Here is a 12,910-nt window from a genome sequence, read left to right on the forward strand (position 1 = left end):
GACGATTTATGCTGCGGCAATCACACCGCCGGCCAGCCAGCCGGTATAGGCCAGGTAAACCGCCAGCAGAAACGCGCCTTCAAACCGGTTGATGCGCCCCTGGCGGCCCCTGAAGCCAAAGCCCAGCACAAACAGTGACAGGGTCAGCACTATCATCACCATAAAGTCGCGGCTGATCACTTCCGGCGCCACTTCCAGCGGGTGGATAATACCGGCCAGCCCCACCACCGCCAGGGTGTTGAACAGGTTGGAGCCAATCACATTGCCCAGGGCCAGATCGTGTTCGTTTTTGCGAATGGCGGCAATGGAGGACGCCAGCTCCGGCAGCGAGGTGCCAACGGCCACGATGGTCAGGCCAATGATTAAATCGCTGACGCCAAAGGCCTGGGCCACGTTCACCGCCCCCCACACCAGAAAGCGTGAGCTGATGATCAGCAACACCAGGCCGGCCACCAGCCAGAACAGGGCCTGCTTCAGGGTCATTCGGTTTTCGTCCAGCTCTTTCACCTCATCGGCGGCCATGCTGTCGCTGCCGTCTTTCAGGCCCTGGCCAATGCTCCAGGCCATGAGCAGCACAAACACCACCAGCAACATCACGGCGTCGGGCCGCGCCAGCCAGCCGTTCCACAGCAGGCTGAGCGACAGCAGGGTGATCAGCAGCAGTATCGGCAGCTCCTTGCGCAGCACCTGGGAATGCACGGCAATGGGGCTTATCAACGCCGTTACCCCGAGGATCAGGCCAATATTGGCAATGTTGGAGCCATAGGCATTTCCCAGGGCCAGGCCGGGGTTGCCTTCCAGCGCCGAAATAATGGACACCACGATTTCCGGCGCCGAGGTACCGAAACCGACGATCACCATGCCGATCAGCAGCGGCGGCATGCCGGCGTAACGGGCGGTGGCCGAGGCACCGTCCACAAAACGGTCGGCGCTCCACACCAGCACCCCAAGGCCCAGTAAAATGGCGGCAACGGACATCAGCATGAGGCATTCCCCCCGTGAGCAGGGGCAGACAGCAGAAAAGGCAAAGCAGACAGGTTCATAAGCGGCTCTTGGGGCGGGACATGATAACCGAGACGCCCCATCTCCCGCCCGGTGGATGGTTGCGTCTCGAGTCTCATCAATCCGTCAGGACACGACTGCCATAAGCCTTTGGCTCAGAGATTGTTGACAGCCGTTTCGGCGGTGGCCGAACGATTACTCCCTCAAGAGGCGCCTATTGTGACAGCTTGCGGCGGGCAAGAAAAGGGGCCGTGAGGAGTGAAGCGTAAGGGTGAGGAGGAAATACCCGTGAACTGCCCCTCACACCTCACCCGTCACGCCTCACAACATTCACAAACTCGGAAAGGCGAAATCCGAGGCCTGGTGGCTGGCGCGCTCGGGCCATTTCTGGGTAATGGTCTTGCGGCGGGTATAAAAGCGCACCGCATCGGGGCCATAGGCGGCAAGATCGCCAAACAGCGAGCGTTTCCAGCCGCCAAAGCTGTGATAAGCCACCGGAACCGGCAGCGGCACGTTAATGCCCACCATGCCCACCTCGATTTGATCGCCAAACAGCCGGGCCGCTTCACCGTCCCGGGTAAACAGGCAGGTGCCGTTGCCGTATTCGTGGGCATTGATCAGCGCAATGGCCGCTTCCAGGCTGTTCACCCGCACCACACAGAGCACCGGGCCGAAAATTTCCTCCCGGTAAATGCGCATCTCGGGCGTGACCCGGTCAAACAGGCAACCGCCAATGAAGTAGCCGTTTTCATGGCCCGGTACCGTCACGCCCCGGCCGTCCACCGCCAGGGTGGCGCCGGCGGCAATGCCGTCTTCAATGTAGCCGGTGATTTTCTCAAGGTGTTCACGACTGATCACCGGGCCCATGTCGTGGCCGCCCTGGGTGCCGGGGCCGATGTTCAGGGCCCGAATGCTGTCGCTCAGTTTGGCCACCAAGGCGTCGGCCACCGCGTCTCCCACGCACACCGCCACCGAAATGGCCATGCAGCGCTCGCCGCAGGAACCGTAGGCCGCCCCCATCAGGGCACCGACGGCATTGTCGAGATCCGCATCGGGCAGCAGCACGGCGTGGTTCTTGGCCCCTCCCAGGGCCTGCACCCGCTTGCCGTTGGCCGTGCCCGTGGCGTAAATGTACTCGGCCACCGGGGTCGAGCCCACAAAACTGATGGCTTTCACGTCCTTGTGCTCGAGCAGGGCATTGACCGCCTCACGGCCGCCCTGCACCACATTCAGCACGCCCTTGGGCAGACCGGCCTCTTCCAGCAACCGGGCGATAAGCAGCGACGATCCCGGATCCTTTTCCGACGGCTTGAGCACAAAGCAGTTGCCGCAGGCGATGGCCATGGGAAACATCCACAGCGGCACCATGGCAGGAAAGTTGAACGGAGTAATGCCGGCCACCACCCCCAGCGGCTGAAAATCGGACCAGGCATCAATATCGGGGCCCACGTTGCGGGTGTATTCGCCCTTCAGCAGGCCGGGCACACCACAGGCATATTCCACGTTTTCTATGCCCCGCTGCAGCTCGCCCCGGGCATCTTCCAGGGTTTTGCCATGCTCTTCGGCAATCAACCGGCAAATGTCGTCGGCCCGGTCTTCCAGCAGCTGGCGATACCGAAACATCACCCGGGCCCGTTTGGCCGGCGGGGTGTCTCGCCAGGCGGGAAAAGCGGCTTCGGCGGCCGCCACCGCCTGCTGCACGGTCGCGGCATCGGCCATGGCCACCTGGGCACACACGTCGCCGGTGGCGGGGTTGAAGACCTCCAGCAAGGTGTTGCCGTGGTGAAGTTCGCCGTTGATCAGGTGAGAAATGGTGTTCATGCTTGGTCCTTGTAGAGGTAATGCTTGCTCGTTCGATATGGTTGCCACACAGGCCGGGACGGGCATCGTTCAGCCCTGCCCCAGCACCTTGGCCACAGCGTTAAACAGCTGCTCCAGTTCGTCGGGCGTGGAGATAAAGGGCGGGCCAAACTGCAGGGTATCGCCGCCAAAGCGCACGTAATATCCCGCCTGCCACAGGGCAATAGCCAGCTCCATGGGGCGGCGGGCCGGCTCGCCCGGATAGGGCGCCAGCTGCACGGCCCCGGCCAGGCCACAGTTGCGAATGTCCACCACCTGGGGCAGGCCTTTCAGCCGGTGAATGTGTTCTTCAAACACCGGCATCAGCGTCCGCACCCGGGCCGGCATGTCCTCCTCAGTCAGCGCATCCAGCGACGCCATGGCGGCGGCGCAGGCCACCGGGTGGCCCGAATAGGTATAACCGTGGGGGAACTCCACCAGGTAGTCCGGCCCCGGCTGCGCCATAAAGGCCTGGTAAATATGCTCTTTGGCGATCACCGCCCCCATGGGCACCACACCATTGGTCAGCTGTTTGGCCACATTCAGCATGTCGGGCACCACGCCAAAGGCCTCGGCACCGAACAGCTCGCCCATGCGGCCGAGGCCGGTGATCACCTCATCGAAAATCAGCAGAATATCGTGCTGGTCGCAGATCTCCCGCAACCGCTGCAGGTAGCCCACCGGCGGCACTATCACTCCCGCCGAGCCGGACATGGGCTCCACGATTACCGCCGCAATATTGGAGGCATCGTGCAGCTCAATCAGTTGCAGCAGATGATCGGCAAGCTCCGCGCCGTGGGCCGGCTGGCCCCGGCTGAAGGCGTTTTCCGAAAGCAGGGTATGCGGCAGGTGATCCGCCTCCACCAGCTGACCGTAATGCTTGCGATTGGGGCCAATGCCGCCCAGGCTGGTGCCGCCCATGTTCACGCCGTGATAGCCCCGGGCTCGGCCAATCAGCCGGGTCTTTTCCGGTTTGCCCCTGGCCCGCCAGTAGGCCCGGGCCATTTTCAGGGCGGTGTCGGCGCATTCGGAGCCGGAGTTGGTAAAGAACACCCGGTTCAGATCCGCCGGCGCCAGCGCCGCCAGCCGCTCGGCCAGCTCAAAGGCCAGCGGATGGCCGGTCTGAAAGCCGGGGGCATAATCCAGGATATGAAGCTGGCGGTGAATGGCCTCGATGATTTTGGGATGCCGGTGGCCCAGGCCGGTGCACCACAGCCCCGACAGGCTGTCGAACAGCCGGCGGCCATTCACATCGGTAAAATACGCGCCGTCCGCTTCCGCCACCAGCCGGGGAGCCGCCTTGAAGGCCCGGTTGCCGGTAAAGGGCATCCAGAAGGCGTCCAGGTTAAGCTGACGACCGAGCTCCTGCTTGCTGTTTGCACTGATCATGGTGTTCATCACGACTCCCTGCCGCCTCACGAATATGGCCGAATGGTTCCATGGTGATCACCGTTGCCTTTTTGTTAAATATAAACCTTGTGAAGTTCAGTTAAGGGTATGCTGAACTTTCCTTGTTCTGTTTGAGTTGCAGCATGACATCATCCAAATCTTCGCCCCTGGGCCAGGTCAGCGATTTTGAGCTCAAGTTACTGCGCGTGTTCCGCACCGTGGCGGCCTGCGGCGGCTTTTCCGCCGCCGAGGTGGCGCTGGGCATCAGCCGGGCCGCCATCAGCATGCAGATGGCGGATCTGGAAAAACGGCTGGGCGTCAAACTGTGCCAGCGCGGCCGGGCCGGCTTTGCCCTCACCGCCGAGGGCCGGCGCGTGCTGGAGGCCACTGACCGGCTGTTTGGCGCCGTGGATCACTTTCGTGCCGAGATAAGCGATCTGCACCAGCGCCTGCAGGGCACGCTGGTCATCGGCATTACCGACAACCTGGTCAGCCACCCGGGCATGAAAATCACCCATGGCCTGGCGGCGCTCAAGGCCCGGGGACCGGAGGTGCACATCGATTTGCGCATGCAGCCTTCCGACGACATTGAAATCGGCGTGCTCGACGGCCGGCTTAACGTGGGGGTGATCCCCCAGGTACGGGATCTGCCGGGGCTGACCTATACGCCGCTGTATGAAGAAAGCGCCAGCCTCTATTGCGCCGATAACCATCCGCTGTTTGCCGACCCCGCCCCCGACGTTACCGGGCACGAAGTGGTGCAGCCCCGCTTTGCCCAGCCCGCCGAGGCCGCCGCCCTTTATGCCCGCCACTTTAGCGGCGCTCAGGCCAATGATCGGGAAGGCATCCTGTTTCTGGTACTGACCGGCTGTTACCTCGGCTACCTGCCGGATCACTATGCCGCGCCCTGGATTCGGGCCGGCCGGCTGCGCGCCCTCACAGCGGGCTTTACCACCCGTTTTTGCGCCATTACCGCCCGCAGCCGCCGGCCCGGCCTGGTGCTGGAAACCTTTCTGGAAACGCTGGAGACATGTTAGGGGTTAGGGGTTAGGGGTTAGGGGTTAGGGGTTAGGGGTTAGGGGTTAGGGGTTAGGGGTTATGGAGTGGCCCCGATAAAGTAGACACTTAAGTTAAGCGGCAGCTGCGTAGGCATTGGGAGTTATTCCTCCCAGCGCCATGTGGCGCCGCACTTTCGGGTAATACTCGTCCGTATAATACCGGACTTCATCTGCCATTTCGTCTCTTCCGAGCATTCCTAATGGATGTGTCCATTCCTTCTTGAGCAGCGCGAAGAAGCTTTCCGAACAGGCGTTATCCCAGCAGTTACCTCGCCGAGACATGCTGATGGTGATTCCCCGTGTAGTGAGCCATCTCATCACCTCTTCGCTGCGATACTGACTCCCCTGGTCAGAGTGGAACAACAACTGTGTCCCATCTGGCCGCTGATGTTGCCATGCCTGCTCAAGGGCCTCCAGCACCAGCTGGGCGCTATTGATGGCACCCATGGCTCGGCTCACCACGCGACGTGTACCCAGGTCCAGGACTACTGCGATGTAGAGCCAGCCTTCGTGGCACCGGATTTGAGTAATATCTGATACCCAGACTCGATTTGCCGCACCAACCGAGAAGCGGCGATTCAGCAAGTTCGGTAGCACAGGCAAGAATGATGTCGGCTTTTGATACCCTGCTTTAAGAGCCGTGCATGAATGGTAACCAGCGTCTCTCAGCAAGCGCTGAACCTGGTTCTTGCCGCAGCAGAACCCGGCATCCCGTGCTTCCAGCCACAGCTTGCGATAACCCGGCACATTCTTCTGTTGCCTGGCTCGCTCGAGCAGGAAGGTTTTCAGAGTTTGTCGCTTGATGACACGTTCTCCCGGAGCATGCTGACGTGCTCGCCAACGATAATATCCCGCTCGTGACACATTGAGTACTTCACACATTATCGAGACCCGCCAGCGTTGACTTCGGTGAGCCTCGATAAAGGCAAACCTTACTTGCTGTGCTTGGCGAAGTACTCTTGCGCCTTTTTTAGGATTTCGTTCTCCAGCTCTTTTCGTTCAAGCAGCTTCTTCAGTCGAGCATTTTCACGCTCCAGATCCTGCAAACTTTTTTCTGGTCCGATGTTTTCAACTGCTTTGTCAGATGATTTCTTGGTCATGATCCACTCTCTGCGCCAGCGACTCAATTGGTTAGGATGGATCCCGAGTCTGCCAGCAAGCTGAGCTTGTGTCTCTGTGGTGGATAGCGAGGCCTCGACGGCCTCACGTTTGAATGCATCGCTAAAGTGACGGTGGGGTTTGTACTTCATAACACCTTCTCATTAAATGAAGGTGTCTACTTTTTTCGGGCCAGTCCAGTTAGGGAAATGGACCGGTTTGGAGCAAAAACCGTGCTCCGGATCACTAAAACGTGGGTCACCTTCTTCACTGGATAATAACCCCCTCTTTTCTTGATCCAGGTCAGTCCTGTTTGGCAACACTCGGACCAAACTTGCATATGAGATACACATAAATCAACTTCAGCACTCAGTGCAGGGAGTACCCCATGAAGCCATGCAAGCTTGTCGCCGCCATCAGTTTCGCCCTGGCGTTTTCCGCCCAGGCCAGTTCGCTGCCCGTTGAGGAGGCCGTGCTCACCTCGCCGCCCCTGGTGCCGCCCCCCATCACTCGGGATCATGCCGCCAAGGTGGTGGTGAAGATGGAAACGGTGGAAAAGGTGATGGAAATCGCCGACGGGGTGGAATACATGTTCTGGACCTTTGGCGGCTCGGTGCCGGGCCAGTTCCTGCGGGTGCGGGAAGGAGACGAAATCGAATTCCACCTCTCCAACCACCCCGACTCCAAGATGCCCCACAACATCGACTTGCATGCGGTCACCGGACCCGGCGGCGGCGCCGCGGCCTCCTTCACCGCCCCCGGGCACACCTCGGTGTTCAACTTCAAGGCGCTCAATCCCGGGCTTTATGTGTATCACTGCGCCACCGCCCCGGTGGGCATGCACATTGCCAACGGCATGTACGGCCTGATCCTGGTGGAGCCGAAGGAAGGGCTGCCGCCGGTGGATCGGGAATACTATGTGATGCAGGGCGACTTCTATACCAAGGGCGCCTACGGCGAGCAGGGCCTGCAATCCTTCGACATGGACAAGGCCATCCGCGAGCAGGCCGACTACGTGGTGTTCAACGGCGCCGTGGGCGCGCTCAACGGCGACAAGGCGCTGACCGCCAACGTGGGCGAGACGGTGCGCCTCTATGTGGGCAACGGCGGCCCCAACCTGGTGTCGTCGTTCCATGTCATCGGTGAAATCTTCGACAAGGTTAATGTGGAGGGTGGCACCGCCATCAACGAAAACGTGCAAACCACCCTGGTGCCCGCCGGCGGTGCGGCCATGGCCGAATTCAGGCTGGATGTGCCCGGCAACTTCATCATGGTGGATCATTCCATCTTCCGCGCCTTTAACAAGGGGGCGCTGGGCATGATGCAGGTGAGCGGCCCGGAAGACCACATCGTCTACTCGGGCAAGGTGGCCGACAACGTCTACCTGCCCGAAGGCTCGGCGGTACAGGTGATGCCCAACGGCCATCCCAAGGTCACCGCCAAGAACAAGGAAGAGCGGATGATGTACGGCAAGCGGGTGTATGAGGCCAACTGTCAGGCCTGTCACCAGAACGAAGGCCAGGGCATTCCCGGCGCCTTCCCGCCGGTGGCCGGCTCCGACTTCCTCAACGAGAACCCGACCCGCGCCGTCGACGTGGTGCTGCACGGCCTCAAGGGACCGATCAAGGTCAACGGCCAGGCCTTCGACAGCATCATGCCGGCCATGCGGCTGTCGGACGAAGACGTGGCCAACGTGCTCACCTATGTGCTCAACAGCTGGGATAACGACGGCGGCGACATCACTCCCGAGCAGGTGGCCGAGCGTCGGGAGGAAGGCAAGCCCATCGTGATGGAAGGGAGCGCCCACTGATGAACACGGCGCTGCTGCTGGGCCTGGCAGCGCTGCAGATGGCCGAGCTGCCCGGCGGGGAAGTCCGGCCGCTGTACCTGAGCCAGGACAGCCCGCTCACCCGGGTGGCGCCGTTCCGGCTGGATGTCACCCCGGTCACCAACCGGCAGTTCGCGGCCTTTGTGGCGGCGCACTCCCGCTGGCAACCGGGCCGGCCCCCGGCCCTGCTGGCCGAACCGGCTTATCTGCAACACTGGCCCGGGTTGAGCCCGGCTGTTCCGCAACTCGATCAGCCGGTCACCCATGTGTCCTGGTTTGCCGCCGACGCCTACTGCCGGGCCCAGGGCAAGCGGCTGCCCACGGTGGCGGAATGGGAATTCGCCGCCCAGGCCTCGGAAAGCGCCGCCTTTGGTGCCACCGAGCCCGACTACAGCCGGCGCATTCTCGACTGGTACGCCCGGCCCGCCAGCGCTCGTTTGCATGACGTGGGCCAAACGCCGGCCAACTACTGGCAGGTGCAGGATCTGCACGGCCTGGTGTGGGAATGGACCCAGGACTTCAACTCCACCCTGGTCACCGGCGAATCCCGGGGCGACAGCAGCCTGGATCAGGGCCTGTTCTGCGGCTCGGCCGCCGCCGGCAGCGCCGATCCGTCCGACTACGCCGCCTTTATGCGCTACGGCTTTCGTTCCAGCCTGAAGGCCAGTTATGCCCTGGGCAACCTGGGATTTCGCTGTGCCAAGGAGACCACCGATGAGAATACTCACCTTGTTGCTGATGTTGCTGAGCCTTGAAACACTGGCCGCCCTGCCCGAGGACTCGCTGTACCAGCTGGGTAGCGAGTGGCAGGATCACCATGAACACCGGCTGAACATCAACGAACTGGCCGGCAAGAAGCGGCTGGTTGCATTTATTTACACCGACTGCGTGACCGCCTGTCCGGTGATAGTGTCGGAGCTCAAGCGTATTCAGCAGGCACTGAGCCCGGCCCGGCGAGAGCGGCTCGGCTTTGTGCTGGTGTCGCTCACCCCGGGCGTGGACACGCCGAAAGTCATGGCGCACTTCGCCGGCAAGCACGGGCTGGATGAGCACTGGACCCTGCTCAGTGGCCAGGACGATCAGGTAAGAACCCTGGCCATGGTGCTCAATATCAAATACATGGGGCTGGCCGACGGCGAGATTGCTCACTCCAACGCCATCACCGCCCTGGACGAGCAGGGCCGCCTGCTGTTTCAGCAAAGCGGCCTGCCCGGTGGGCCCGAAGCGGTGCTTGAGCGAATGGGACTGTGAAAACGCGAGACAAAAAACGTGAGGGGTGAAGGGTGAGGGGTGAGGTGAGGGGTTAGGGGAAAGGGAGGGGGTCATAACTGACTCGCCCTCCCCTTTTTTGCCTTGTCCGGATTACCGGTTTTCCAGCTCCATGATCCGCGCCTTTAACCGGGCGACTTCCGCTTCCAGCTCCATGATCCGCGCCTGGGCATCCTCATTGGCGGTGGCCGGCGCCACCGGCTCACTGACCGGTACGTCGCCGAACAGGTGAGCATAGCGTGACTCCCGCTTGCCGGGCTGGCGTTCCAGCTTCACCACGAAGGGGCCTTTTTCCATCAGGCTGTTCAGGCAGGCATCCACCTCGCCGACATCCCCGAAGGAATGCAGCCGGGCACAGCGGCTGCGCAGCTCCCCCGGGGTCTGCGGGCCACGCAGCAACAGCTCGCAGACGATGGCCAGCTCGCCGGGGCCGAACTGCAGCTCGCCGAACTCGGTATTGCAGAAGCGGTGCTGATATTTGGCGGCCCGGGCATTGAAGCCGGCCACATTGTTCACCAGCCGCCGGGCCCCCAGGGTATTGAGCACCGACTGTATCTCGCTCTCCCCCAGGCTCAGCACCGGATCCCGGTTGCTCTTCTGGTTGCAGGCGTTCACCAGGGCATTGAGGGTCAGCGGATACACATCGGGGGTGGATACCTGCTTTTCAATCAGACAGCCAATCACACGTTGCTCGAGGGCAGACAGTTTTTCCATAGCCAGACTCCTTGTGTTCTGTCTAAAGACTACCGGAGCACCCTCAAAACACCAGCATTTTCCGCCGCTTATGCCGCCACCGGATTATGCTCCAGCGGCGGCAGGCCATGAGCGGCCCGGGCCCGGTTGCAGGCACCACCGGGATCATAGGCCTCGAAGTCCCGGCACGGGCTGGGCCGGTGCTCGTAAATGGCACAGGACACACAGCCCCCCACCTCTCCTTCCAGCGCCACACAGCGTGGGCCGGGCTGGTTGGTACCGCGCATGGCCAGCCGGCTGTGACTGACCGGCTCGGTCAGGGCTTCGGGCACGGCAAAGTCGCTGTGTACCTCGCCCCAGTAAAAAGACACACGAAAAAACGCGCAGCAGGCGCCGCAGCTCAAACAGGGATTGCCACCACTCATTAACGCCTTACCTCCAGGCAAAACCAAAACAGTGACGAAAAGAAAAACGGCTGAAATCGAAAACGGCGAGAACACGGGAAAGGAAATTGGCGCTCGGGACGGCGGCCCGGCGCGACGTGCCGGTGGTGACTCCTCTGAGAAGAAAACGGGAGCCTATAAATAAATCGAAAAACGGCGCCGGGCAAGAAGGCAGACAGCGGGACGCGCAAAAAAAAACCGTGGCCGCCCTTGCGCCAGGGCATAATGTTAAAAAATTGTGCGCTTACGCAAACAATCAAACACAGCAGTTGTGTTTGCTGATGCGTCGCCGTTCAATACGCCTTTGGTCGCATTCCCCCAACCCACACAAGAACAGGGATCCGTTGTATGAAACTCACTCACAAAGTGGGGCTGACCGCTGCCGCCGTGTTGCTGGTTACCGTCAGTCTGCTGTCCTGGCTGCAGCTCTCCCAGGTGCGGGAAAACCTGCGCCAGCAAACCGCTGCCTCCGTTCACCAGACCAGCTCCACCCTGGCCCGTCAGATAGAAAACTGGCTGAACGGCAAACTGGACCTCATCGACATGGCCGCCCAGCAAATCAGCAGCGATTTCAGCCGCGAACAGGTGCAGCAAACCTTTGACCTGCCCCTGCTGAAAGAGGAATTTCTGCTGATCTTTGGCGGACTGGAAAGTGAGCAGGGCCGGGCCATCACCAACACCCCCAGCTGGAACCCGCCTGGCTGGGATGCCCGGCAACGCCCCTGGTATGCGGTGGCCCGGCAGGCCGGCACGGCCTCGCTGACCGAGCCCTACGCCGATGCCAGCACCGGCGACATCCTGATTTCCGCCGTGGCCAACATCACCGACAATGGCCGCTTTCTGGGCGCCTTTGGCGGAGATCTCAGCCTGGAAGCCGTTTCCGAGGCCATCAATGTCATCGACTTCAACGGGGCCGGGCATGCCTTTCTGGTGAGCCGGAACGGCAACATCATTTCCCACCCCGACAGCGCCTTCAACGGCCGTCCGCTGAACGAGCTGTTTGACGACGCCAGCCCCGAACTCAGCCCCGAACTGGACACCTACTCGCTGCAGGGACAGCCCCACTGGGTGGCCTTCACTCCGCTCGAGGGCCTGCAGGGTGCCGACTGGTACATTGGGGTGGCGCTGGACGAAGGCATGGTCATGGCCCGGGCCGACCAGTTGCAGTGGCAGTCCATTATCATTGCCGCCTTCGGGGTGGCCATCAGCCTGGCCATTCTGGTGTTGCTGATGACCAGCCAGCTGAAGCCTCTGAGCGGATTGCACCGCTCCCTGGCCGACATCAACAGTGGCGAGGGCGATTTGACCCGGCGCCTGCCCATTGTGAGAAAAGATGAGTTTGGCCTGGTGGCCGGCGAGTTCAACGGCTTTCTCGCCCACCTGCAACAGCTGATTGGCAACGTCATGGGCAGTGCCGAGGCGCTGAAAACACGCATCGGCGAAACCTCGGTGCAATCGGAGCAGGCCGAACAACAGTTGCAGCTGCAACTGCAGGAGCTGGATCAGCTGGCCACCGCCATGCACGAAATGGCCGCCACCGCCAACGACGTGGCCCGCCACGCCCAGCATGCCGCCGAAGCGGCCAACGCCGCCAACCGGGAAACCGAACAGGGCGCCGAGGTGGTTTCCCGCTCCACCCAGGCCATTGAACGCCTGGCCGCCGACATGGACGACACCATGGCCTCCGTTAACGAACTGGCCCAGCTCAGCCGCAATATTGAATCAATACTGTCGGTGATCACCGGCATTGCCGAGCAAACCAACCTGCTGGCCCTGAACGCCGCCATTGAAGCGGCCCGGGCCGGCGAGTCGGGCCGCGGCTTTGCGGTGGTGGCCGACGAGGTGCGCTCATTGGCGTCCCGCACTCAGCACTCCACCCAGGAAATCGGCGACATGATAGAAAAGCTGCAACAAGGGGTGCAGCAGGCCGAACACAAGATGCAGCAAAGCCAGGCCCTAGCCACCCGCACCACTCAGGATGCGGCCGAGGCCAATGAGGTGCTGGCGCGTATTCGCGATGCCATTGCCCGGATTAACGACATGAACCTGCAGATTGCCACCGCCGCCGAGGAGCAAAGCGCCACCAGCGAGGAAATCAACCAGAACACCACCAACATTCGGGATATCAGCCAGGATGTTGCCAATGGTGCCCTGGAGCAGCTGAAAAAATGCCATGCCATGTTGGAGCAGATGCAACACCAGGACCGGCTGCTGGGAGAATTCAAGGTTTGATGCCGGGCTGATTAATGGCCCTGAAACCGGCATACTGACCCCTGCTGCACAAGAAGGAG

General features: G+C 61.5%; 11 protein-coding genes. 5 read left to right on the forward strand and 6 right to left on the reverse strand.

From position 1 onward, the window contains the following. Positions 1-6 precede the first annotated feature (6 nt). The 3 genes from GU3_RS13025 to GU3_RS13035 form a co-directional block, all read right to left on the reverse strand. Positions 7-984, reverse strand: coding sequence for a calcium/sodium antiporter (locus GU3_RS13025; RefSeq protein ID WP_014292992.1), 978 nt, complete (start codon positions 982-984; stop codon positions 7-9). A gap of 348 nt (positions 985-1,332) precedes the next feature. Then, positions 1,333-2,823, reverse strand: a complete 1,491-nt coding sequence (locus tag GU3_RS13030) for a CoA-acylating methylmalonate-semialdehyde dehydrogenase (RefSeq protein WP_014292993.1) — start codon at positions 2,821-2,823, stop codon at positions 1,333-1,335. Positions 2,824-2,892: 69 nt separating this feature from the next. Further along, on the reverse strand, positions 2,893-4,239 hold the full coding sequence (locus GU3_RS13035) for an aspartate aminotransferase family protein (RefSeq protein ID WP_014292994.1): 1,347 nt from the start codon (positions 4,237-4,239) through the stop codon (positions 2,893-2,895). 134 nt (positions 4,240-4,373) lie between these two features. Here GU3_RS13035 and GU3_RS13040 point away from each other — a divergent pair, with 134 nt between their 5' ends. Further along, entirely contained in the window at positions 4,374-5,267 is an 894-nt protein-coding gene (locus GU3_RS13040) for a LysR family transcriptional regulator (protein ID WP_014292995.1), read from the forward strand. Positions 5,268-5,360: 93 nt separating this feature from the next. Here GU3_RS13040 and GU3_RS13045 read toward each other — a convergent pair. Beyond that, positions 5,361-6,538 (reverse strand): IS3 family transposase gene (locus GU3_RS13045; RefSeq protein WP_148265849.1). Its coding sequence is split into 2 segments (ribosomal slippage): positions 5,361-6,247 and positions 6,247-6,538, totalling 1,179 coding nucleotides; the frame shifts between segments, so codons are not numbered across the junction. 236 nt (positions 6,539-6,774) lie between these two features. Between GU3_RS13045 and nirK the strand changes: the two genes are divergently transcribed. Genes nirK through GU3_RS13065 form a run of 3 tightly spaced genes read left to right on the forward strand, consistent with a single transcriptional unit; the run spans position 6,775 to position 9,465 of the window. Continuing rightward, complete coding sequence (nirK, locus tag GU3_RS13055) at positions 6,775-8,196, forward strand: copper-containing nitrite reductase (RefSeq protein WP_014292996.1); 1,422 nt, start codon at positions 6,775-6,777, stop codon at positions 8,194-8,196. Continuing rightward, positions 8,196-8,969, forward strand: a complete 774-nt coding sequence (locus GU3_RS13060; RefSeq protein ID WP_014292997.1) for a formylglycine-generating enzyme family protein — start codon at positions 8,196-8,198, stop codon at positions 8,967-8,969. The genes nirK and GU3_RS13060 overlap by 1 nt, the downstream gene beginning before the upstream one ends. Beyond that, on the forward strand, positions 8,929-9,465 hold the full coding sequence (locus tag GU3_RS13065) for an SCO family protein (RefSeq protein WP_014292998.1): 537 nt from the start codon (positions 8,929-8,931) through the stop codon (positions 9,463-9,465). Before GU3_RS13060 ends, GU3_RS13065 begins: the two co-directional genes overlap by 41 nt. Before the next feature lie 111 nt (positions 9,466-9,576). Here the strand turns inward: GU3_RS13065 and GU3_RS13070 are convergent, their stop codons facing one another. Continuing rightward, on the reverse strand, positions 9,577-10,197 hold the full coding sequence (locus GU3_RS13070; RefSeq protein ID WP_014292999.1) for a YceH family protein: 621 nt from the start codon (positions 10,195-10,197) through the stop codon (positions 9,577-9,579). A 68-nt stretch (positions 10,198-10,265) separates the two neighbouring features. Next, positions 10,266-10,601, reverse strand: coding sequence for a YkgJ family cysteine cluster protein (locus GU3_RS13075; protein ID WP_014293000.1), 336 nt, complete (start codon positions 10,599-10,601; stop codon positions 10,266-10,268). Between the two features lie 366 nt (positions 10,602-10,967). Here GU3_RS13075 and GU3_RS13080 point away from each other — a divergent pair, with 366 nt between their 5' ends. After that, on the forward strand, positions 10,968-12,851 hold the full coding sequence (locus tag GU3_RS13080) for a methyl-accepting chemotaxis protein (protein WP_014293001.1): 1,884 nt from the start codon (positions 10,968-10,970) through the stop codon (positions 12,849-12,851). Positions 12,852-12,910: the final 59 nt, after the last annotated feature.

The sequence above is a fragment of the Oceanimonas sp. GK1 genome, assembly GCF_000243075.1.
In the GTDB taxonomy this organism is placed as follows: domain Bacteria; phylum Pseudomonadota; class Gammaproteobacteria; order Enterobacterales; family Aeromonadaceae; genus Oceanimonas.

What these genes read in the sequence shown, in the direction of transcription:
- GU3_RS13025 (WP_014292992.1), bottom strand. Translation starts at nt 984, where the DNA reads ATGCTGATGTCCGTTGCCGCCATTTTACTGGGCCTTGGGGTGCTGGTG.
- GU3_RS13030 (WP_014292993.1), bottom strand. Translation starts at nt 2,823, where the DNA reads ATGAACACCATTTCTCACCTGATCAACGGCGAACTTCACCACGGCAAC.
- GU3_RS13035 (WP_014292994.1), bottom strand. Translation starts at nt 4,239, where the DNA reads ATGAACACCATGATCAGTGCAAACAGCAAGCAGGAGCTCGGTCGTCAG.
- GU3_RS13040 (WP_014292995.1), top strand. Translation starts at nt 4,374, where the DNA reads ATGACATCATCCAAATCTTCGCCCCTGGGCCAGGTCAGCGATTTTGAG.
- nirK (WP_014292996.1), top strand. Translation starts at nt 6,775, where the DNA reads ATGAAGCCATGCAAGCTTGTCGCCGCCATCAGTTTCGCCCTGGCGTTT.
- GU3_RS13060 (WP_014292997.1), top strand. Translation starts at nt 8,196, where the DNA reads ATGAACACGGCGCTGCTGCTGGGCCTGGCAGCGCTGCAGATGGCCGAG.
- GU3_RS13065 (WP_014292998.1), top strand. Translation starts at nt 8,929, where the DNA reads ATGAGAATACTCACCTTGTTGCTGATGTTGCTGAGCCTTGAAACACTG.
- GU3_RS13070 (WP_014292999.1), bottom strand. Translation starts at nt 10,197, where the DNA reads ATGGAAAAACTGTCTGCCCTCGAGCAACGTGTGATTGGCTGTCTGATT.
- GU3_RS13075 (WP_014293000.1), bottom strand. Translation starts at nt 10,601, where the DNA reads ATGAGTGGTGGCAATCCCTGTTTGAGCTGCGGCGCCTGCTGCGCGTTT.
- GU3_RS13080 (WP_014293001.1), top strand. Translation starts at nt 10,968, where the DNA reads ATGAAACTCACTCACAAAGTGGGGCTGACCGCTGCCGCCGTGTTGCTG.